General features: G+C 66.4%; 19 protein-coding genes and 2 pseudogenes. 13 read left to right on the forward strand and 8 right to left on the reverse strand.

The window, feature by feature from the left end; all coding sequences use genetic code 11:
• The 3 genes and pseudogenes from GQ56_RS44535 to GQ56_RS0122315 form a co-directional block, all read left to right on the forward strand.
• A pseudogene (locus tag GQ56_RS44535) lies at positions 1 to 130 on the forward strand (IS3 family transposase); the annotation flags it as partial.
• The gene (locus GQ56_RS44540; protein ID WP_152601822.1) at positions 127 to 531 is read left to right on the forward strand and encodes a hypothetical protein; all 405 of its coding nucleotides are present in this window, start codon (positions 127 to 129) and stop codon (positions 529 to 531) included. The pseudogene GQ56_RS44535 and the gene GQ56_RS44540, both read left to right, overlap by 4 nt.
• A 299-nt stretch (positions 532 to 830) precedes the next feature.
• Positions 831 to 1,673: pseudogene (locus GQ56_RS0122315) on the forward strand (ISNCY family transposase); the annotation flags it as partial.
• Between the two features lie 184 nt (positions 1,674 to 1,857).
• On the opposite strand, the gene GQ56_RS0122320 reads toward GQ56_RS0122315, so the two are convergent.
• The gene (locus tag GQ56_RS0122320; RefSeq protein WP_031400749.1) at positions 1,858 to 3,024 is read right to left on the reverse strand and encodes a porin; all 1,167 of its coding nucleotides are present in this window, start codon (positions 3,022 to 3,024) and stop codon (positions 1,858 to 1,860) included.
• Positions 3,025 to 3,985: 961 nt separating this feature from the next.
• Positions 3,986 to 4,654 carry a GntR family transcriptional regulator gene (locus tag GQ56_RS0122330; RefSeq protein ID WP_052007304.1) on the reverse strand — a complete coding sequence of 223 codons (669 nt, stop codon included), beginning with the start codon at positions 4,652 to 4,654 and terminating at the stop codon, positions 3,986 to 3,988.
• A gap of 32 nt (positions 4,655 to 4,686) precedes the next feature.
• Here GQ56_RS0122330 and GQ56_RS0122335 point away from each other — a divergent pair, with 32 nt between their 5' ends.
• Complete coding sequence (locus GQ56_RS0122335) at positions 4,687 to 5,844, forward strand: pyridoxal phosphate-dependent aminotransferase (protein WP_031400751.1); 1,158 nt, start codon at positions 4,687 to 4,689, stop codon at positions 5,842 to 5,844.
• Between the two features lie 49 nt (positions 5,845 to 5,893).
• Here the strand turns inward: GQ56_RS0122335 and GQ56_RS0122340 are convergent, their stop codons facing one another.
• On the reverse strand, positions 5,894 to 6,817 hold the full coding sequence (locus GQ56_RS0122340; protein WP_152601823.1) for a LysR substrate-binding domain-containing protein: 924 nt from the start codon (positions 6,815 to 6,817) through the stop codon (positions 5,894 to 5,896).
• A 216-nt stretch (positions 6,818 to 7,033) separates the two neighbouring features.
• Here GQ56_RS0122340 and GQ56_RS0122345 point away from each other — a divergent pair, with 216 nt between their 5' ends.
• On the forward strand, positions 7,034 to 7,495 hold the full coding sequence (locus GQ56_RS0122345) for a RidA family protein (protein WP_235212738.1): 462 nt from the start codon (positions 7,034 to 7,036) through the stop codon (positions 7,493 to 7,495).
• Between the two features lie 89 nt (positions 7,496 to 7,584).
• On the opposite strand, the gene GQ56_RS0122350 is transcribed toward GQ56_RS0122345, so the two are convergent.
• Positions 7,585 to 9,153, reverse strand: coding sequence for an MFS transporter (locus GQ56_RS0122350; protein ID WP_052007305.1), 1,569 nt, complete (start codon positions 9,151 to 9,153; stop codon positions 7,585 to 7,587).
• Positions 9,154 to 9,302: 149 nt separating this feature from the next.
• Here GQ56_RS0122350 and GQ56_RS0122355 point away from each other — a divergent pair, with 149 nt between their 5' ends.
• The 8 genes from GQ56_RS0122355 (at position 9,303) to GQ56_RS0122390 (ending at position 16,469) form a co-directional block, all read left to right on the forward strand.
• Positions 9,303 to 10,223 (forward strand): LysR family transcriptional regulator, encoded by a 921-nt coding sequence (locus GQ56_RS0122355; protein WP_043301586.1) that lies wholly within the window; start codon positions 9,303 to 9,305, stop codon positions 10,221 to 10,223.
• Positions 10,224 to 10,256: 33 nt separating this feature from the next.
• Positions 10,257 to 10,733 carry an AAA family ATPase gene (locus GQ56_RS0122360; protein WP_031400756.1) on the forward strand — a complete coding sequence of 159 codons (477 nt, stop codon included), beginning with the start codon at positions 10,257 to 10,259 and terminating at the stop codon, positions 10,731 to 10,733.
• Between the two features lie 293 nt (positions 10,734 to 11,026).
• The gene (locus GQ56_RS0122365; RefSeq protein ID WP_031400757.1) at positions 11,027 to 12,166 is read left to right on the forward strand and encodes an acyl-CoA dehydrogenase family protein; all 1,140 of its coding nucleotides are present in this window, start codon (positions 11,027 to 11,029) and stop codon (positions 12,164 to 12,166) included.
• A 49-nt stretch (positions 12,167 to 12,215) separates the two neighbouring features.
• Entirely contained in the window at positions 12,216 to 13,118 is a 903-nt protein-coding gene (locus GQ56_RS0122370; protein ID WP_031400758.1) for an HpcH/HpaI aldolase/citrate lyase family protein, read from the forward strand.
• Positions 13,119 to 13,126: 8 nt separating this feature from the next.
• A complete protein-coding gene (locus GQ56_RS0122375; RefSeq protein WP_031400759.1) occupies positions 13,127 to 13,780 on the forward strand; it encodes a pyridoxine/pyridoxamine 5'-phosphate oxidase in 654 nt (217 codons plus the stop codon).
• A 47-nt stretch (positions 13,781 to 13,827) separates the two neighbouring features.
• Positions 13,828 to 15,009: a cystathionine beta-lyase gene (gene metC / locus GQ56_RS0122380; protein ID WP_052007306.1), complete on the forward strand. Its 1,182-nt coding sequence runs from the start codon at positions 13,828 to 13,830 to the stop codon at positions 15,007 to 15,009.
• Positions 15,003 to 15,647, forward strand: coding sequence for a glutathione S-transferase family protein (locus GQ56_RS0122385; RefSeq protein ID WP_031400761.1), 645 nt, complete (start codon positions 15,003 to 15,005; stop codon positions 15,645 to 15,647). The genes metC and GQ56_RS0122385 overlap by 7 nt, the downstream gene beginning before the upstream one ends.
• A gap of 39 nt (positions 15,648 to 15,686) precedes the next feature.
• Positions 15,687 to 16,469: a glutamine amidotransferase gene (locus tag GQ56_RS0122390; RefSeq protein ID WP_052001228.1), complete on the forward strand. Its 783-nt coding sequence runs from the start codon at positions 15,687 to 15,689 to the stop codon at positions 16,467 to 16,469.
• Here the strand turns inward: GQ56_RS0122390 and GQ56_RS0122395 are convergent.
• The 4 genes from GQ56_RS0122395 to GQ56_RS0122410 all read right to left on the reverse strand — a co-directional run bounded on the left by GQ56_RS0122395 (position 16,392) and on the right by GQ56_RS0122410 (position 20,623).
• The gene (locus tag GQ56_RS0122395) at positions 16,392 to 17,126 is read right to left on the reverse strand and encodes a helix-turn-helix transcriptional regulator (protein ID WP_160257517.1); all 735 of its coding nucleotides are present in this window, start codon (positions 17,124 to 17,126) and stop codon (positions 16,392 to 16,394) included. The two genes, GQ56_RS0122390 and GQ56_RS0122395, sit on opposite strands and share 78 nt — an antisense overlap.
• An 85-nt stretch (positions 17,127 to 17,211) precedes the next feature.
• The gene (locus tag GQ56_RS0122400; RefSeq protein ID WP_031400764.1) at positions 17,212 to 17,643 is read right to left on the reverse strand and encodes a hypothetical protein; all 432 of its coding nucleotides are present in this window, start codon (positions 17,641 to 17,643) and stop codon (positions 17,212 to 17,214) included.
• Positions 17,644 to 17,702: 59 nt separating this feature from the next.
• A complete protein-coding gene (locus tag GQ56_RS0122405; RefSeq protein WP_031400765.1) occupies positions 17,703 to 19,241 on the reverse strand; it encodes a DHA2 family efflux MFS transporter permease subunit in 1,539 nt (512 codons plus the stop codon).
• Positions 19,238 to 20,623, reverse strand: a complete 1,386-nt coding sequence (locus GQ56_RS0122410) for an HlyD family efflux transporter periplasmic adaptor subunit (RefSeq protein WP_031400766.1) — start codon at positions 20,621 to 20,623, stop codon at positions 19,238 to 19,240. Before GQ56_RS0122410 ends, GQ56_RS0122405 begins: the two co-directional genes overlap by 4 nt.
• Positions 20,624 to 20,628 lie beyond the last annotated feature (5 nt).

The raw sequence follows: 20,628 nt of genomic DNA on the forward strand, positions 1-20,628 counted from the left end.
GGAAGCACACCGGGATATCAGCCACTACCTGATGCATCGGTACAACTGGATACGGCCGCATCAGTTCAATGACGGACTGGCGCCGGCTGTTGCGGAAGAAAAACTTAACGCAGTGTCCGGGGTTGGTTGACCACTACAGATGTCGCTGGCGCAGAAAACCTGACAGATGACAAGCAAGACAAGGACATCGGCCGCATCGCTGCCTTCTGCGCAGCCCCGCAGAGGAAACCACCGGAACTTGGGACCTTTTCGCACTTCCTGCAAACGGTGATTCACAGCCAAGAACGGCGGCTAGCTAGCCCATTAATCCGCAGTTTTTTACGGCTCACGGGCCAATGGGTCGGTTCAAGTTGGCTTCTTGATCCCGATGGGTTGCATCGCACGCTCACGCAGCTCACAAAATCCTACCGGAACCGAGCTGCGCACATCGACGAGATGACCCGGGACGACTACCTTGGCTGCCGCGAAACGGTGATCGGTACAAGCGGACTGGTATGGAAACTGATTGTCTCGACAGAGCGCCACAAGTGAGCCTTAGTCCGGCACTTTGGACCAGCGCAGGGTGTCGTTCCAGGAACCGCCAGCGCTGCTGGGAACAAAATTACTTTGAGAGCAGGAACATAATTGCTTAAACAGACGGCAATAGCCACGTCTGGTTACGCGCATAGTTGATTTTACATAATCATAGTTATCGACAATTTTGGTGTAAGAGCAAAGTTGTAATGTCGCATCTAGGCAAAGTTGAAATGTCGTAGCTCGAGGGTTTCGGCGCATGCTGGCGGCGGTTCGAACTGCCGGAGCGCATCGTGGGCCAACCTGGACTGATCACCATGAGCATGCGGGAGCTGGATCGTCTGAAAGTCGTGGAAGCTGTGATCGAGCAGCGTCTGATGCCTTGGCGAGCCGCGGAGCGGCTCGGGGTCAGTCGACGGCAGATTGAACGGCTGGTCGCCCGGTATCGGGCTGCTGGCCCGGCCGGGCTGCTTTCGCAGCGCCGTGGCCATGCGAGCAACCATCAACTGCCCGAGGATTTGGCGCATCGTGCCTTGAGCCTGATTCGGGCGCGCTACGCCGATTTTGGGCCGACGCTGGCCTGCGAGAAGCTGTGGGAATGCCACGGGCTGCAGGTGTCAAAGGAAACGGTCAGGAAGCTGATGACGGACGCTGGGCTCTGGATTCCGCGCCGGCAACGACCGCCGAAGGTCTACCAGCCGCGAGCGCGCCGGGCGTGCCTGGGTGAACTGATCCAGATCGACGGCAGCGATCATCGGTGGTTCGAGGAACGGGCGCCGGCCTGCACGCTGCTGGTGTATGTCGACGACGCGACGAGCCGGCTGATGCATCTGCACTTTACGGCAACCGAATCGACCTTCAGCTACTTCGAGGCAACGCGGGCGTATCTGGAGCACTACGGCAAGCCGGTAGCGTTCTACAGCGACAAGTACAGCGTGTTCCGCAGCCCGAAGGCCAGCAAGACCGGCAGCAGTGTGACGCAGTTTGGTCGCGCCATGTATGAGCTGAACATCGACACGTTCTGCGCGAACAGCAGCTCGGCCAAGGGGCGTGTCGAGCGAGCGCACCTGACGTTGCAAGACCGATTGGTCAAGGAGATGCGATTGCGCGGGATCAACACGGTGGCCGACGCCAACGCTTACGCGCCCTCCTTCATCGCCACGTAAAACGCGCGCTTCGCGAAACCGCAGCGCTGAACCGGTGGCGTAGCGCGTTTCATCCCGCTACCGCCACGCCACCGCAGAGCTGCCCATGATTTACCGCATGATGCATGCCGGTCCGGTCCCCGCTTGCAAACTGCCTCAAATCACGGGATCTCGTCGGATCGCGACGTCGGGCCGGCGATCAGAAGCTGTGTTGCATGCCAATGTTGACCTGAACCTGGTTGCCGCCCGATGCCGTGTTGCCAAAGTCAGCGGCCGACGCCTGAGCGCCCAACGCATGGACATAGGCCCCCATGGCGTAAACCGCGGTCCTCTTCGACAGCGAGTACGTCGCACCCAGTGACACCTGGTTGATCGATGCCATCGTGCGGCCAGCTGCAGCTTGCGTGGGCGTGGCGGCGGAACCGTAGACATACGTGTACCCGGTGTCCAGCGACAGCGCCGGCGTTACCTGATACTGCAGGAGCGCACCGAGTACGTTGAAGTGGATCGACGGCTGGCCGTTGTTGCCTTGGTACTGAGCGTTCGAGTAGCGCAAGCCAGCCGTATAGGGGCCAACCTGGTATTGAGCGGCGACTTGAGCGATGCCCGCGCTCTTGAATGCATTGCCGCCGTTGTAGCCCGAACTCGGATAGCCCAGCGCACCACCGAAGCCCGGTTGTGCCGTTGCGTTCAACCACCCGTTCTCACCCTGGTTCGCAGCATGGAAGTAGCCGCCGGCGACCGTCAGGCCACCTTGGGCGTAGTTCGCCGCCACCGACCACGATTGCCCCGAACCCATCGCGCCGGCAACACCGCCGAACGAGTACGCGCCTTCGGCCTGGAAGCCGTTGATGATCGGCGAAATGTACTTCACGGCGCTGTTCTGGTTCGTCGTGTTGTCGTTGTTGTCCACATCGCCCGGGGTTGAGAATGCCGACGCCGAAATGGCGTCGCCCGTCAGGCCCTGGACCATCTCCGTCACGGCGTCGAGCTGGCGCCCCATTCGCAGGGTACCGTACCGGTCGGACGTGAGGCCTACGTAAGCCTGGCGGTTGAACAGCGAGCGCGTGGAGCCAATGGGCCCCTGCCCGTTTATGCCGCCTGTCCCGATGTTGAAACCATTTTCGATCTTGAATACAGCCTTGAGGCCGCCGCCAAGGTCTTCCTGTCCCTTGAGGCCCCACTTGTTCGAACCCGAGGCGCCGCCATCGAGGCCGAACCGATCGTGGCCATTGATGTTCGACGTGTAGCCGATACCTGCATCGAGCATCCCGTACAGGGTGATCGACGACTGTGCCATTGCAGCCGACGATGCGGCAAAGGCGGAAACAGCCATAACGCTGACTTTGATTTTTTTGTTTTTCATCGGTATTTCACTGTCAGGAGTGGTTTCGAGATTGATGGAAACGGGTTTTGTTGTATTCGAATGCAGATGACGGCGCCGGCCTGCGCGTTGTCTCGGTCGCAGCAGTCGGCGTCAGATTCGTTCAATCGGCATATTTAAATTCAATAAATTCGTCCTCCTAAAATTGACCCGAAGGGAGGGACCACACGTCTCGATCTATCCGGCACTCCCCCGGTTGAAACGGGCGCGGCGCCCCTGCCTGGGCGACAACCGCTCCCTTGCTGCCATTGCCGTTCCAGCTATACAGCGCCGTGAATCGATACAGTACCGAGTCCCGCGAAGCTCGTGACGACGAAACCGGAGCACGCGCCACCTGCAATTGAATAGCCGGAATTACCGGCCTCCACTGGAGGTTGGTTGGGCGTCCGGTTCAGCCGCCGGCGAAGTACGCGGCGCTTTCCGCCAGACGCCAATGCAGCCGGGTTGCACTTTGCAGGCAGAAAAACCATATCAGGAACATAATTTTTCGTCAAAATTTGTTAGATATAAGTTTATCTTTTTTGATAGCGTTGCCATCACGCGAAATCAATGCAAGGCGCGACAGAACGCCGGTCACTTCATGCTGCTGCGCGCCTTCTTGTCTGGCCGCCTCGGCTGTCCGATTTGAACTCGCTGCTATCGATAACCACGATCGCTCGCGTGGACAGCTTCAGGTCACGGCATGACATCGCGAAGCGTCGGCATTGCATTGCGAATGCCCTTCCCGTTGCTGCGCCTGAACCGGGCAATGGTGTCGAAATCCGGGTGCGAACCGAATCGATTCCAGCCCTCGCCTTCGACAAAACGCCCTCGCCTCGCATCGGTACGGGCAGATTCAGCCCAGGTGATCGCGGACGTTTTCACCCGGCCTCGGCGAATGGGAGACGGCCGACGGGCTCGAACAGTTCATCGTCAATCGATCCTTGAAATTGCGCACGCGGCGCTAGCTTTTGTCTCTGCCCGCCCGGGATTCGCGAAGTGCGCCCTGCATGACGACGCCAGCCGCTTCGATATGCGCTCTCGTCAGGCGCTTGGCGGTACGCCGGTCGCGAGCAAGCACGGCATCCAGGATTTCGACGTGTTCCGCAGAGGAAACGGGCTGGTACCGCTGTAGTTGCCAAACGAGCCTGAGATAGCGATCGGTCTTGCGCCAGATCGCTTCGAGGGTCTCAAGCAAATGCCGTTTGCCGCTTGCCTGGTAGATGGCCCGATGAAACGCCCAGTTATCGAGCGACCAGTCTTCCAGCTCGTGGGCGTCCGCGTCGCGCGTGAGAATCGCGCGTGCCGTGGCCTCGTCGGCGGCGCCGAACGAATCGATGGCGGAATCGAGCGCGAGCAACTCGAGCACAACCCGCATTTCCGTCAGCTCCGATGCTTCGGCCGACGTCATCGCCGAAACGAACGCCCCTCGGTTCGGCACGATCGTCACGAACCCGCTCGCCTGCAATTGCACGAACGCCTCCCGCACCGGGATATGGCTTGTTCCAAATTCCTTCGCGATCAGATCCTGGCGCAACTGCGTTCCGGGCACCCAGGTTCCGTCCGTGATGCGTTCGCGCAGGCGATCGGCCAGACCGCTCAAAGAAATCTTGCTATCGACTGATTTTTTCATTTTAATATATTAAACCGACCTCGGAGGCTGCCATGACAGTATCGAGATTGAGAAATATTCCTGGTATCGGGGTCGATCGCGTGGGCGACGCGGCGGACTTGCTGGGCGACCCGGACATTCTAAGGCTTGAAAATCTCGATACCGACCTGCGGCCGCCGGCAGTGGCGCTGGCGCGGACGCACGACGCGATAGAGGACGATTCCGCCAATAGCTACCTTCCATTTACGGGCCAGCGGCCGCTGCGGGAAGCGGCCGCCGCCCGCGTGGGACAGGCTGCGGGCGTCACTTATGACGCCGCAAGCGAGTGCATCGTGTCCGCGGGCGGGCTGGCGGGAATACTGAACGTGCTGCTGGCAATCGTCGAGCCCGGCGACGAGGTGGTGCTGACGGATCCGACTTACGCAGGCTTGATCAACCGCGTGCATCTGGCCGGCGGCATCCCGAAGTTCGGGCGCCTCGTCCCTGCGGCGGACGGCTGGCGCCTTGATCTCGACAGTCTCGCGGCGGCAATCGGGCCGCGGACGAAAGCCCTGTTGATCATGGCGCCGTCGATGCCGAGCGGTTACGTCCCGTCGCGGGACGAATGGTCGGCAATAACGACACATTGCGTGGAGCGCGGCATATGGCTCGTCTATGACGCCGCCATGGAGCGCATCTTGTTCGACGGCCGACGCGTCGTACATCCGGCGAGTTTTCCCGGCATGCGAGCGCTGACGATCACGGTCGGCGCCGTTTCGAAGGAGTATCGGATGATCGGGTGGCGCGTCGGATGGATCGTCGGTCCGGCATCGATCATGAACGACGTGCGCCTCGTCAGTCTGTCGAACGTGGTCTGCCAGGTCGGGATTGCGATGGCGGGGGCGACGGCCGCACTGACCGCAACCGACGACGGCGTGGCTCAGGCCGTGGCGGAGTGGGAAGCGCGTCGCGACTTCCTGATGGATGCGCTTGCCGACCTGCCGGTGATCCGTCCTCACGGCGGCTGGTCGATGCTGCTCGACACCCGAAGGTTGGGCATCGAACCCGCCGATGCCTCGAAGCGACTGCTGGAGCACGGCAAAGTCGCGGCAACACCGATGAGCGGCTGGGGCCCCGGGGCGGATCGCTACCTGCGCTTCGTCTTCGCAAACGAGTCCGTTTCTCGCTTGACGGACATTCGCGAGCGCATTCGCCGTGCGTGGGGCGCGTGACGCACCCTCACGGCCGGCAATTCGGCGCCGGCGCCACCACGAACGCAAGTCAGGCGCGGGCGCGCTGTCCCGGCACGGCGGACAGCGCCTTCAACATCTCTGCAAACAGGCTCGCCGCGCGGGTTCGGCCTGTTCTTTTCGGCCACAGCAGGCCCAGATCGCGCGACAGCTCGGGGCCCGTGATGCGCAGCAGGTCGACGTGTTCGGCGCGCGCCGCGGCGCTTTCGGGGACGATGGTTGCAAGCTGTCCTTGGGCCGCGACGGCGAGCAGCGACTCGGCCGTATCCATTTCCACCGCGACCTGCAGACGCGCGCCGACGTCGCTGAACGTCTGCTCGATCAGGACGCGCGTCGAGAACCGCGACGTCAGCAGCGCCAGCGGGATCGAATCAAGCGTCTTCCACTGGATCCGGCGTTTCTTCGCGAGAGGATGATGCCGGCCGACCGCCAACACGAGTCGTTCCGTGAACAGATACTCGGATTCGACATCGTCCCGCGACGCTGGATGAAATGCGATGCCGAGATCGAGCGTGCCGAGGGCGAGGTTTTCCTCCAGCTCGGCGGCCAGGAGATCCCGAACCGCGATGCGCACTTTCGGGTAACGCCGATTGAAGGCGGCGATCGCGTCCGGCAGAAACGACAGCGGAAACACCGGGATGGCGCCCAGCGTGAACGTCCCGGCCTCGAGTGCGTTGAGTTCCTGAACGGCTCGCCTGGCGTGCGTCGCTTCGTTGCAGGCACGCGCGGCATAGTCGCGAAACACGCGACCCGCCTGCGTGAGCCGGATGCTGCGCCCCACCCTGTCGAACAGCGCGGCGCCCAGTTCCTCCTCGAGCTGATGCAGCGCGTGCGACAGCGTTGATTGCGCGACGCACATCGTTTCGGCGGCCCGCGACAGATTGTTCAGTTCAGCGATGGCCAGAAAATAGCGAAGGTGCCGCAGTTCCATGGGTGCCTGCCAAGGTGTCTTCACGGGGCCGTCCGGACACGGCCGCACACGCGTGCCAGTCGGTTGCGCCAGCGTAGCAACATCGATCGACCGTGTCGAACGGTTTCATCTAATTAATTCATTTTATGAATCGTCGACGGCCACTTATCATCCGGCCTGTTACCGGTCGTTGGCGCAGGTGGTACACGAACGAAGCGGCCGACGGCGCCTGACACCGTGCAATTCAATCCGGAGCCTGACATGAGCGATGCCATCCTGCGACACCCGACTCCCTTGTCGATCCAGGAATCCTGGGCGCGAGAATTCTCGCAGGCGATCGAAATTCCAGCAGGCGCGAAAACCATCACGTTGAGCGGTGTGGGCGCATTGCCATGCAACCGCGAGGCCGGGCCGCGCACGGTCGCGTATTTCGGCGACATGCAGACGCAGACGAGAAGCGTACTCGACCAGATTCGGCAGATCCTGGAATCCAGGGGGTACGCGCTTGGCGATGTCGTCGCGGTACAGGCGCTGTTCGTTGCGGATCCGGCGAATGACGGCATGCCCGACTTCGACGCTTTTTCCACGGTCTATCGCGACTATTTCGGGTCGCCGGCGCAACCGGCATTGCCCACTCGCACGCGTGCGCAGGTGGTGCGGCTGGTCGAGCCCGGCTGGCTGGTCGAAGTGACCGTGACCGCCGCAAGGGTCGTGAACGCGTGAAGTTTCCGGCGCGGGCCCGCGATGCCTGAAACGTGGCGCTCCGACGCAGCCTGTATCGCTGCATCGAAGCGCGATCGTGGCGCGGTATGTCAGTTCAATTCCCGTTCTTCTTCAGGATGCCATATCACATCCCTGGCGTTCGACGACGAACCGGCGGGGCCGAAGATCGCGAAACTGACGGCTGCCAGCACCCATGCGGCCAGGCTGCCGTAAAGCAAGACCGAGCTGAAACCATGCACGAGCGCGGCGTGGGCGATGCGTCCGGACGGATCGAGCGTCGTTACCGCGGGAGCCAGCCGCGCAAGATCGGCGAGATTGCCGGTGGCGATGATTCCCGCCAGCGCGCGTAGCCGGGATTCGTCGAGGACGTTCGACCAGATGCCGTTCAGATACGCCAGAATGCCTTGAGACAGGATCGATCCCATCAATGCGATATTGATCGCGAACGTGATCAGCCGGGCGCTCATGTCGATACCCGCTGCCATGCCCGCGCGGTCGGTCGAAATCGCGCCCGTGGCCGTATTCGTGACGGTCGTGTTGGTGAAGCCCAGCCCGCACCCTGCCACCAGGCAACCGGGAATCACGGTCAGCCAGCCGGCATTCGCCAGGCCGCTGCCGACCCTGATCAGGAAGAGGCCCAGGCCGATGGTGAACAGCCCGAACGGGATGATCACGCGCGGGTTGTAGCGCAGCATCAGGCGTTCGGCGAGCGGCGGCATGACCAGCGTGGGAAGCGTATAGGCCAGCAGGCAGGCGCCGGCGGCGACAGGCGTATAGCCGAGTGCGCCCTGAAAATAGATCGGCAGGTAGATGTTGAACGGCCAGAAGCTGACGTTCATCGCGACGGAGCCGACGAGCGCGCCGGAAAGCGGACGGATCCTGAAGACGGAAAAATCGAACATCGGCCGCGGATGCCTGGATTCGATGACGATGAACGCGGCGAGGCTGATCGTCGCGGCAAGCAGTACGCCGATGCCGCCGGCGAAGCCGGCAGACGAGCCTTGCGTGATGAAATAGGTCGCGCCGAGCACGGCGAACGCCAGCGTGAACAGCCCCGCGAGATCGAGCGTCGTTTCCTCGCGATTCCTCGATTCGTCCACGTGTTGGAAGACGAGCCCGGCGGTCAGCGCGGCGAGCGGTACGTGTATCAGGAAGATCCATCGCCAGCTCGACAGCGCGACGATCAGGCCGCCGATGAGCGGCCCCAGGCCGAGGCCGATGCCGAACACCAGCCCCCAGACGGCAAACGCGCGGCTGCGCGCCCTTCCCGTCTGGAACTGATGCGACAGCACGGCAATCTGGGAAATGATCATCGCTCCGCCGCCCAGGCCCTGAAGGAACCGGCTGACGATCAGGAAGGACATGTCTTGCGCGAGGCCGCACATCAGGGACGTCACCGCAAACAACGCCAGACTCAGGATGAAAATGCGCTTGCGTCCGTAGCGATCCGCCAGCGTGCCCGTTACCATCAGGACGGTCGTGCAGGCGATGGTGTACGCATTCATGACCCACTGCATGGACTTGAAGTCGCCGTGCAGGACGGTCTCCAGCGTGGAGAGGATGACGGGCACGCTGGATATTTCCAGGTGAAACATGACGCCGGCCAGACTGACGGCCGTCAATACGATGGCGCGCTTGCGGATATCGGAGAGGGACATGGCTCGCTCGTTTCGGAGGGAAGATGCTGAGCTGTCGGAACACAACTCAAGTTCGCCGGGCCATCCTACAAGCCGGGTCTGCGCGGATAAACGGGACACGACTCCATACAGAATGAACCGGCCGGTCCGGAATCCTTCATACGCCGATGATGAATAACCTGAACTGGGTGCAATCGTTCGTGCAGGTTGCCGATACCCGCAGCTTCGTCGCCGCCGCACGGCATCTGGGCATTTCGCCTTCCGCAGTCGGCAAGAACGTGGCCCGGCTGGAAGCGCACCTGCGCGTCAGGCTGTTTCACCGCAGTACGCGCAGCGTGGCGCTCACGCCCGAGGGCAGCGTCTTTCTGGAGCGGTGTCGCCGCATCCTCGACGAGCTGGATCTGGCGGAAGTCGAGCTTCAGCAGCGCGCCGACGCGCCGCGCGGCAGGTTGCGGGTCAGCCTGCCGCTGACCAGCGTGGTGACGCCGCTACTCCTGGCGGGATTTCATCGACGCTACCCGGAGATCGAACTGGAGGTGGATTACTCGGATCGGCTGGTCGACGTGATCGAAGACGGTTTCGATGTGGTCGTGCGGACGGGGCAGCCGCGGGATTCGCGCCTGATTGCACGCGTGCTGGGGTCGTGCCGCCGCGTCATCGTCGGGTCGCCGGATTATTTCGACCGGTACGGCGTGCCCGGGCATCCGCGCGATCTCGAACAGCATGCGGTGCTGCTGTATCGATACCCGAGCACCGGGAAAATCCAGCCGTGGCCGTTCGCGGACGGCACGTCGATGGACGCGCTCAAGCTGAGCGCGGCCGCCGTCTCGAACATGAGCCCGTCGCTACTCGCGATGGCGTGCGCCGGCGCCGGCATCGCATGCCTGCTCGACCACGAGGTCGACGGCCCGCTCCGTGACGGATCCTTGCGTTCCGTCCTGGACGGGGACGCGCCCCCTTCCGTGACCTACCGGATTCTCTGGCCGCCGAGCCGGCAACACTCGCCGAAGGTGCGAGCGTTCGTCGACTGCATGACGGAAGCGGTCGCGTTTCATTCGCGTTCGCCCGCGTTTGCGCCGAACGCTCTATAGTTCCAGTCGACGCATCTTCCGGCTCAGGTTGGCATGACGGACATACACATCATCAATCCGGACACGTTTCTCGAGACGCCCGCCGGGCGGGTATGGACGCCGGAACGAAGCAAGGCAGCGTGGTCGAGCAGCTTCACGGCGCTCGAAGCAGCATTGGCCGGTCACGGGGAAGCGCCCGCGCGGCTGCTCGTCGTGTGCGGCGTGCAAGGCGCGGGGAAATCGTACTGGATCGACAGGCACGCGCACGCGCATGCGCCGTGCATCTGCTTCGATGCCGCGTTGCCCGGGGCACGACACCGCAAGCCGATCATGGATATCGCCCGTCGATACGGCGCGCAAGTGCATGCGATCTGGATCGACGCTCCGCTGCACGTCGCAAAGGCGCGCAATGCCCGGCGCCCCGAGGACCAGCGCGTTCCCGATGCGAGTATCGACAGCGTCGCTTCGCTTTTCGAGCCGCCGACGCTCGAGGAAGGCTTTGCATCCGTTACCCGGGTCGAGGGCGACTGACGCCTGCACGCCGCGGGTTCGGTACGACGGTGCCCGCGAATCGATCCCGCGAATCGGCCCGGTGAATCGCCGGACTTTCCCGGCGCGCGGGCGCTGAACGCTCCGGTCGATCAGCAACGGGCGCCCGCGCATTGCAATGCCTGCCACCGGACGCCCCCGCCCCGGTCCGCCGCCCCACCCTGCGCGGCAACTACCACTACTGCCAGTACCTGCGCCATCCACGTCCCCTTAACCTTGTCGGCATCGCGGGCGCGCCGTCGGAGGCCGCGCCGCTTCGACCGGAGACAGGACAGATGCCATTTGACTGGACGCAGGAACAGCATGCGACGCTCGCGCGTTTTCGCGACATCGGCGCGGAGATCGCCGCCGCGGAGCGGGACGGCCGCGCGCCGGCCGCCTTCGATGAAGCCGGCTGGAAACGCCTCGGGCAGGAAGGACTGTGGGACATGATCGTGCCGGAGACGTATGGCGGCGACGGTCACGGCTGGTGGCATTTTTCCGCGGCGCTCGAGGGGCTCGCCTCGTCGATCCGCCGTCCGGCGCTGCTGCTGTCGGTGATCGCGCAGGCCGGCATGGTGCGCGCGCTCGAACGGTATGGCACCGCGACCCAGCAGGACCGCTATTTCGGCGCGATCCTGCGCGGCGAACTGAGCGCGACGGCGATCGCCGAACCGGGCACCGGCACCGACGTGCGCAGCATCGCGACGAAACTGGTCGAGCATGGCGACGGCTATCGGCTGACCGGCAGCAAATTCAATATCGCGCACGCGCCGCTCGCGCGCTTCATCCTCGTCGTCACGCGCATCGAAACGCCGGGCCGGCGCAATACGGCGCTCGTGATCGTCGACCGCGACCAGCCGGGCATGACGGTTGCCGCGCCCGACCGCAAGCTCGGCCTCGACGACCTGCCCACCGGCGCGCTGCACTTCGACGACTGCCCGATCACGCGCGGCCAGCTGCTCGGCGAGCCGGGCGCGGGGCTCGGCAACCTGATCGACATCATCTCGCTCGGCCGCCTCTACTACGGCCTCGTCGCCGCGCAGGTCACGGCGCCGTATCTGCGCGACGCGATCGGCTATTGCCGCGAGCGGCGCAGCTTCGACAGCACGATCGACGAGCACCAGTACGTGCAGCGCCGTCTCGTCGACCTGCAGATCGGCATCGAGCGCGGCACGTGGCTCGCGCGCGGCGCGCTCGCGCAGTTGCTGACGGATCACCCGCAGGCGCTGATGACCTGCTCGATCGCGAAGCTGGTCGGCGCGCAGGATCTCGTCGACGGCGCGCTCGGCCTCGTGCGGCTGTACGGCAGCCTCGGCTACCAGGCCGGGCCGGTGGCCGCGTTCGCGTCGGATGCGCTGGGCTTCATGAGCGTCGGCGGAACCGAGGAAATGCACCGCAAGAACATCTTCAACCAGATGATGCGCGCCGGCTGAGCGCCCGCGCCATCGATCCGCCTATCACGCGCACTACAGGAAACCTCACATGGCAACGACCCACCGACGTCCTTCCCGCCTGCGCCGCTCCTGGCTGTTTCTCGCCGGCGCCGATCACGATGCGCTCGTCGCCGGCGCCGCGAGCGGCGCGGACGTATTGATCCAGGAACTCGAAACCTTTACGCCGCCCGACCGGCGGCCGGCCGCGCGCGAGCTGAGCGAGCGGGTGCTCGCGGGCTGGCGCGAAGCCGGCATCCTCGCGTCGGTGCGCGTGAATCCGCTCGACACGGGCGGCATCGACGACCTGCGCGCCGCGATGCGCGGCCGGCCGGACATCGTGATGATGTCGTATGTCGCGACGCCCGAGCAGGTCGTCGCACTCGACGAAGCCGTCACGCGGTTCGAGCGCGAATACGACATTACGCCCGGCTCGACCGAACTGGTGCCGAACATCGAGACGACGCTCGGTCTCGTGAACACGATGGCGATCGCGCGCTCGAGCCCGCGCGTGTCGGCCGTGCTCGTCGCGACCGAGGACATGGTGGCCGACATGTGCGCCGAGCGCACCCGCGCCGGCCGCGAACTCGACTACGTGCGCTCGCGCTTTCGCGTCGAGTGCGCGGCGGTCGGCGTCACGGCGATCGACTGCCCGTACAGCTATGCCGACAACGAAGGCGCGGAACTCGACATGCGCGTGTCGCGCGGCCTCGGATATCAGGCCAAGGCGATCGTCAACGGGCAGTTCGTGCCGGTCGTCAATCGCGTGCTGACGCCGACGGCCGACGAGGTCGCCCTCGCCCGCCGCGTGATCGACGCGTTCGACACCGCGCGGCGCGAATCCGGCGGCCGCCGCGTTGCCGCGGCCGTCGTCGACGGCTTCCTCGCGGAAGTTCCCGACTATCTCGCCGCGCATCGGCTGATCGCCCGCGCGACGCAATTCGGCATTGCCTGAGTGACGCCATGGATACGATCGCAACGCGCCTGAAGGCGCTGAAAACCCTCGCTCACGCGGCGCCGCACGTGCCCGCGCAGGACTGGCCCGCAACGCCGCAGGCGCAGTTCGAGCGCTGGCTCGACGAGGCCGTCACCGCGGGCGCCGTCGAACCGCAGGTGATGACGCTGTCGACGGTGCGCCCGGACGGGCGGCCCGATGCACGCTCCGTGGTGCTGCTGAACGTCGACGCGCGCGGCTGGCATTTCGCGGCGAGCACGCGCAGCCCGAAGGGGCGTCAGCTCGAACACCTGCCGTTCGCCGCGCTCACGTTCTACTGGCCGGCGATCGCAAGCCAGGTGCGCCTGAGCGGCCCGGTCGAGCGGCTGCCGGACGCCGAGGGCCGCGCCGATTTCGCGGGCCGCCCCGAGCGGTCGCGCGCGAGCATCCTCGCCGGACGCCAAAGCGAGCGGCTCGACGATCCCGCCGACCTGACGCGCGCAATCGACGCGCAGCTCGAGCGGCTGGCCGCCGATCCGGGGCTCGTGTCGGACGACTGGCACCTGTACACGCTGGCCCCGGACGAAGCCGAATTCTGGCGCGCGGACAGCGCACGCCGCTTCGCGCGGCAGGCGTACCGCCGGGCCGGCCAGCGCTGGGAACGGTGCGCGCTATGGCCTTGAAGTCCGCCGAACATCCGCCGCGGCCGGGCGGTCACCGGCCTGACCGGATGCACGACGACACACGGCTCATGCACGCGGGCCGCGACAGCGCGGCCTGGCACGGCTTCGTCAATCCGCCCGTCTACCACGCGTCGACCGTGCTGAGCCCGACGGTGTCCGATCTGCTGAACCGCACGCAGCCGTATATCTACGGCCGCCGCGGCACGCCGACGACCGAGGCGCTCGAGCGCGCGGTGACGAGCCTCGAGGGCGGCGCCGGCGCGGTGCTGTGTCCGTCGGGCCTGTCCGCGTGCACGCTCGCGCTGCTGTCCTGCCTGAAACCCGGCGATCACCTGCTGATGACCGCCTCGGTCTACGGCCCGGTGCGCCACGCATGCGAAGGCGTGCTTGCACGGCTCGGCGTCGAGACGACCTGGTACGACGGCAGCACGCCCGTCGCCGCCGCGTTCCGTCCCAACACGCGTGCGCTGTACGTCGAAGTGCCCGGCTCCTACACGTTCGACATGCACGACATTCCGGCGCTGGTCCGGCTCGCGCAGGCGCACGGCGCGCTGGTCATCGCGGACAACAGCTGGGCCACGCCCCTCTTTTTCCGGCCGCATGCGTTCGGCATCGACCTGTCGATCCAGGCCGGCACCAAGTACCTGGTCGGGCATTCCGACGCGATGCTCGGCACGGTATCGGCCAGCGAACGCGCGTGGCCCGCGTTGAAGCAGCTGCACGGCGATCTCGGCCTGTGCGCGGGCCCCGACGACGTATTCCTCGCGCTGCGCGGGCTGCGCACGCTCGGCGTGCGGCTGCGCCAGCATCAGCGCAATGCGCTCGCGGTCGCGGCCTGGCTCGCGACGCGCGCGGAAGTGCAGCGCGTGCTGTATCCCGCGCTGCCCGGCGACGACGGGCATGCGCTGTGGCGCCGCGATTTCGGTGGCGCGTCCGGGCTGTTCTCGGTCGTGCTGCGCCCTGCGCCGCAGCAGGCGGTCGAAGCGTTTCTGGACCACCTGGCGCTGTTCGGGCTCGGCTATTCGTGGGGCGGCTACGAAAGCCTCGCGCTGCCGTTCGAGCTGGACGCGCACGGCCTCGCGGCGCGCTGGCCGGCCGGCAGCCGCGGCGTGCGCCTGCACATCGGGCTCGAGGATCCGGACGACCTGATCGCCGATCTCGCCGCGGGCCTCGACCGCTATGCGGCGTACGCGCCTGCCGCCGCCTGCGAGGACGCCGCGCGATGCTGACCGTCTGGGGGCGCCGCACGTCGTTCAACGTGCAGAAAGTGCTATGGCTCATCGGAGAGCTGGGCGTGCCGTACCGCCATATCCCGGCGGGCGGGGAGCACGGCTCGCTGCAGACGCCCGCGTTCACGGCGCTGAATCCGACCTGCCGGATTCCGGTGATCGACTGGGACGGCGACGTGGTCTGGGAGTCGCACACGATCCTGCGCTATCTCGCCGCGCGCGTGCCGAACAGCCCGTTCTGGTGCCGCGACGCGTTCGCCCGTTCGCGCGCGGAGCGCTGGATGGACTGGTCGCAGACGGCGCTCGAGCCCGACGTGATGACCGGGCTGTTCTGGGCGCTGGTGCGAACGCCGCCCGAGCGGCGCGACGATGCGCTCGTGCGCGACAAGGCCGCGCGCAGCGCCATGCAATACCAGCTGCTCGACCGGCTGCTGTCGACGCAGCCTTTTCTCGGCGGGGCGACGCCGGGCCTGGCCGACATTCCGGCCGGCGCGACGCTGTTCCGTTATTTCTCGCTCGACGTCGAGCGGCCGCCGCTGCCGCACGTCGAAGCCTGGTACGCTCGCCTGTGCCGACGGCCCGCCTATCGCGAACAGGTGATGGTGTCGTTCGACGCGCTGCGCGGCCAGCCGGGCTGACTTCCTGCCAGACGACCTTCACGACACTCACGACACGACATGACGCCCCTCGCACTTCGTCCGATCCTGATCGTCCTGCATCGCGAGCAGTCGAGCCCCGGCCGGATCGGGCGCCTGCTCGCCGAGCGCGGCCATCCGCTCGATATTCGCCGCCCGCCGCTCGGCGATCCGCTGCCGGCGACGCTGGCCGGCCATGCCGGCGCCGTGGTGTTCGGCGGCCCGATGAGCGCCAATGACGGCGATCGCTGGATTCGCGACGAGATCGACTGGATCGGCGTGCCGCTGCGCGAGGCGGCGCCCTTTCTCGGCGTGTGCCTGGGCGCGCAGATGATGATCCGCCACCTGGGCGGCCGCGTGAGCGCGCACCGGGACGGGCGCGCGGAAATCGGCTACTGGCCGATCGCCGCGACGCCCGCCGGCAGGCGGGTCGGGTCCTGGCCGTCGCACGTCTACCAGTGGCATCGCGAGGGCTTCGAGCGCGTGGACGGGCTCGAGCTCCTCGCGACCGGCGAGCACTTCGAGAACCAGGCCGTCCGCTACGGGCCGCGCGCGTACGGCGTCCAGTTCCATCCGGAAGTGAGCTTTCCGATGATGCGGCGCTGGAGCACGGCCGCCGCGCACAAGCTGGCGGCGCCCGGGGCGCAGGATCTCGCGACGCAGGCTCGCGAAGGCTGGCGGCACGACCGTGCGACCGCGGCGTGGCTCAGCGCGTTTCTCGACCGCTGGCTCGCGGATGCACCCGCATCAGGTGGGCACCGTCACGTCGGAGATGCTGATCAGCCCCCACTCGACCGCACGCAGCACGGCTTCATGCCGACGTGACACGTTGAACTTGCGGCGGATGTTCATGAAGTGGAAATTGATGCACGACTCGGTCACGTTCAGGATGTGGCCGATTTCCCACGACGTCTTGCCGGCCGCGTGCCAGCGCAGGCATTCGACTTCGCGCCGGCTCAGACGCGGCACGCTGTCGGGCGGTGCGTGGCAGCGCGAGCCGGCGATCGCTTCGCACGCGACGTCGCGCAGCAACGTCAGTTTCGCGAGATGACGGTCGCAGCGCTCGCGCGTGTCGGCGAGGTCGTCCGCGCTCGCGCACAACAGCATGCCGACCTCCCCCTTCGCGCCGCGCACCGGCAGCACGACGCCGCTGCGCATGCCGTACGCGGCGGCCGCCTCGTAACACTGCCGTTGCCCGGGCAGCACGAACAGCGCGTCGTCCCAGACGAGCGGCAGCGCGGAACGGAAGCAATGCCGCAGCATCGGATCGATGCGGTCGAACTCACGCTGCCGGTACAGCGCCGTCCAGCCGGGCACGCCGCTGCTCCACTTGCGCGCGAGGTCGAACGACGCGCCGGTAAACGGCAGCACGATCAGCACCACCTTGTCGAATCCCATTCCGGCGGCCGCGTCGGTCATCCGCTGCCATGACGCGTCCGTATCGCCGGGTACCAACCATTTCAGACAATCCAGTCCATTCATACAAGCCACCCCGTTCATTAGTTGGAATCTGCATTCAGGCGGACTTGCGCAACCGGTTGGAGGCGTTGCGCGTGAACGGGCCGCGCTAGACCGCCTCTAGCAGACGTCGCCGGCCCGCCTGCTTCGCGTCGTCGAGCGACGCCGTCACGTCGAACGGAATGCCGAACGCCTTCTCGATGCCTGACGCGTTCGCGACGGCCGCTTCACGCTCGGCCGGATCCGGTTCGATCGAGACGAGCGCGCGGCAGACCGTGGCGAGCGCGGCCCGGTTCTGCTTGAGCCACATGCCGCGCTCCTTGCGGTCGTCGTGCGTCTCGTCCGGGCGGGCCGGCGGAAAGATCATGACAAACGGCTCGCCGTGCTGCATCAGCGTGTGCATGTCGTCGAGCCAGCGCTGCGCGTAGCCGGCGGACGCGATCGCGTCGTTGCGCACGACGACGAGCGGGAATTCCGTGACGTCGAACACGGCGAGCGTCGCCAGTCCGGACGGCGTATCGCCTGTGTGGTGGGTAGGCATCGGGTCAATCTCCATCGAATTGAACAGCATGGGTCGGAACGGGCCGCGCAGCGCCCGCTTCATCGTTTCGCGGCCGCACCCGGACCGAACGGCGGACGGGCGAGCCACACCACCGCGATCACGACCAGATACACGCAGCCGAGCGCGAACGAAACGTCGTTGAAAGAGATCTGGTAAGCCTGTGCGTCGACCAGGTTGCTCAGCAGCGTCGCCGCGCGCTGCGGATCGCCGCCGCCGAGCCGCGCGACTTCGGCGCGCACGGCCGGATCGAACGCGCTCACGTGTTCGCTGAGCTGCGCGTGGTGCAGGATCGCGCGCCGGTCCCACAGGAACGACGTGATCGACACCGCGAAGCTCGCGCCGAGCGTGCGCAGGAACGTCGACAGGCCGGAGCCGGCGGCGATCTCGTCCGGCTTCAGGTCGGACAGCAGGATGCTGTTGATCGGCATGATGAACAGCGCGAGACCGAGGCCCTGCAGCAACTGGATCAGCGCGATGTGCGTGAAGTCGATGTCGGGCACGAAGCCCGCGCGCAGGAACGACGACACGCCGAGGATCGCGAACGCGCAGCACACCAGCACGCGCATGTTGAAGCGCGGCGCGTACTTGCCCATGAACGGCGTCATCAGCACGGGGATCACGCCCATCGGCGCAACCGCGAGCCCGGCCCAGAACGCCGTGTAGCCGAGCGTGCGCTGCAGCCATTGCGGCACGATCACGTTGACCGCGAAGAACGCCGAGTACGCGAGCACGAGCGTCAGCGTGCCGGCCGCGAAGTTGCGATGCGCGAACAGCCGCAGGTTGACGATCGGATTCGGCTCGTTGAGCTCCCAGATCAGGAACAGCGCGATGCCGAACGCGGCGACCACCGACATCACCACGATGAACGTGGAGTTGAACCAGTCGGCCTCGTTGCCTTTGTCGAGCACGATCTGCAGCGCGCCGACGCCGACGATGAGCGCGGCGAGGCCGACATAGTCGACGCGCGCGGCAACGGTGGTCTCGACCCGCGCGCGCATTTGCGCGAACACGCACATCGCGGCGAACACGCCGATCGGCAGGTTGATCAGGAACGCCCAGCGCCACGAGTAATGCTCGGTGACCCAGCCGCCGAACACGGGCCCCGCGATCGGCGCGACCACGGTGACCATCGCGATCATCGACAACGCGAAGCCGCGCCGCTGCGGCGGGTAGATCGACAGCATCAGCGCCTGCGTGGTCGGGATCATCGGCCCGGCCACCAGGCCCTGCAGCGCACGGAACGCGATGAGTTGCGGCAGGTTCTGCGCGAGGCCGCACAGCAGCGACGCGAACGTGAACGCGAGCGTCGCCCACACGAACAGCCGCACCTGCCCGACGCGCTTGACGAGAAACCCGGTCAGCGGCAACGCGATCGCGTTGCTGACCGAGAACGTGGTGACGACCCATGCGCTCTGCGTCGTGCTCACGCCGAAGTTGCCGGCGATGGTCGGCAGCGACACGTTCGCGACGGTGCCGTCGAGCACCTGCATGAAGACCGCGAGCGCGAGGCCGAAGGTCGTCAGCGCGACGCTCGACGGACGAAAGCCGCTGTCGGCGGCCGCCATCGGGCCGCTCATCGGACGGTCTCCGTGCGTGCCGTCGCCGGCAGGTTCGCGTGGATGACGTCGGCGATCAGGCTGTCGGCGCGTGCGAGCACGTCGCGATACACGTCGGTGCGGAACAGCGGCGCGCGCTGCTCGCGGTACGACAGCATCGCGCCGCTGCGGTCGTGCTGGTCGACCCGCGCGTGCATCGACAGGCCGATGCGCAACGGATGCGCGTCGAGCTGGGCCGGATCGGTCAGCTCGATGCGGACCGGCAGCCGCTGCACGATCTTGATCCAGTTGCCGGTGGCGTTCTGCGCGGGCAGCAGCGAGAACGCGCTGCCGGTGCCCACGCCGAGGCTCTGCACGCGGCCGGTGTAGCGCACGCCGTCGCCGTACAGGTCGGCGCTCAGTTCGACCGGTTGTCCGATGCGCATGTTCTCGAGCTGCTTCTCGGTGAAGTTCGCGTCGACCCACAGCTCGCGCAGCGGCACGACCGCGAGCAGCGGCACGCCGGGCGATACGCGTTGGCCGACCTGCACCGTGCGCTTCGCGACGTAGCCGGTGACGGGCGCGACGATGTCGGTGCGCGCCCGCGCGAGGTACGCGGCGCGCAGGCGCTCGGCCGCGGCCTGCACGTCCGGGTGCGAGGCGACCGCGGTGTCGTCGACGAGCGCCTTGCTGGTCTGATGCTGCTCGCTCAAGGTCGCGAGCGCGCTTTGCGCGGATGCATACGCGCTTTGCGCGGACGTCAGCGTATCGCGGGCATGGGCGAGCTCCTCGCGCGAGATCGCGCCGGAGCGGCCGAGATCCTCGCGGCGCTGGTAGTCGGCCCTGGCCTTGTCGAGCGCGGTGCGCCGCGCGTCGAGGTCGGCGCGCGCGCCATCGATGCTGCTCGCGAGTCCGCGTTCGTTGCTGTACAGGCCGCGCACCTTGCGGACCGTCGCCGCGAGATCGGCCTGGGCGGTCGTGAGCGTGATCTGCGCGTCGCTCGGGTCGAGACGCACGAGCGGCGTGCCGGCGCGCACGAGGTTGCCGTCGTCCGCGTCGATCGACACGACGGTGCCGGTCACCTGCGGCGTCAGCTCGACGACGTTGCCTTGCGCATACGCGTTGTCGGTGGATTCGTACCAGCGTCCGACGCTCACGTACCAGACGCCCCAGCCGACGATGCCGAGCGCGAACGCGCCGACGAGCGCGCGCACGAGGTGCTTGCGTCGCGCCGGAGGCGCCGGGGGCGGCGGTGTCGCGGGCGCGGCGCCGCCGGGCGCCGCTTGCGCGCGGGCGTCGGGGCCGCCCGGGCTGCCCGGTGCGCGCGGCGCGCCGGTGTGGTCGGCCGCCGGCTGCTGGCGGGTGCTGGCGGAATCGGCGGCTGCCGGCCGCGCGGGAGTCTGCAGGGAGTTGTCGCTGCTCATGATCG

The organism is Burkholderia paludis (assembly GCF_000732615.1).
GTDB classification, from domain to species: domain Bacteria; phylum Pseudomonadota; class Gammaproteobacteria; order Burkholderiales; family Burkholderiaceae; genus Burkholderia; species Burkholderia paludis.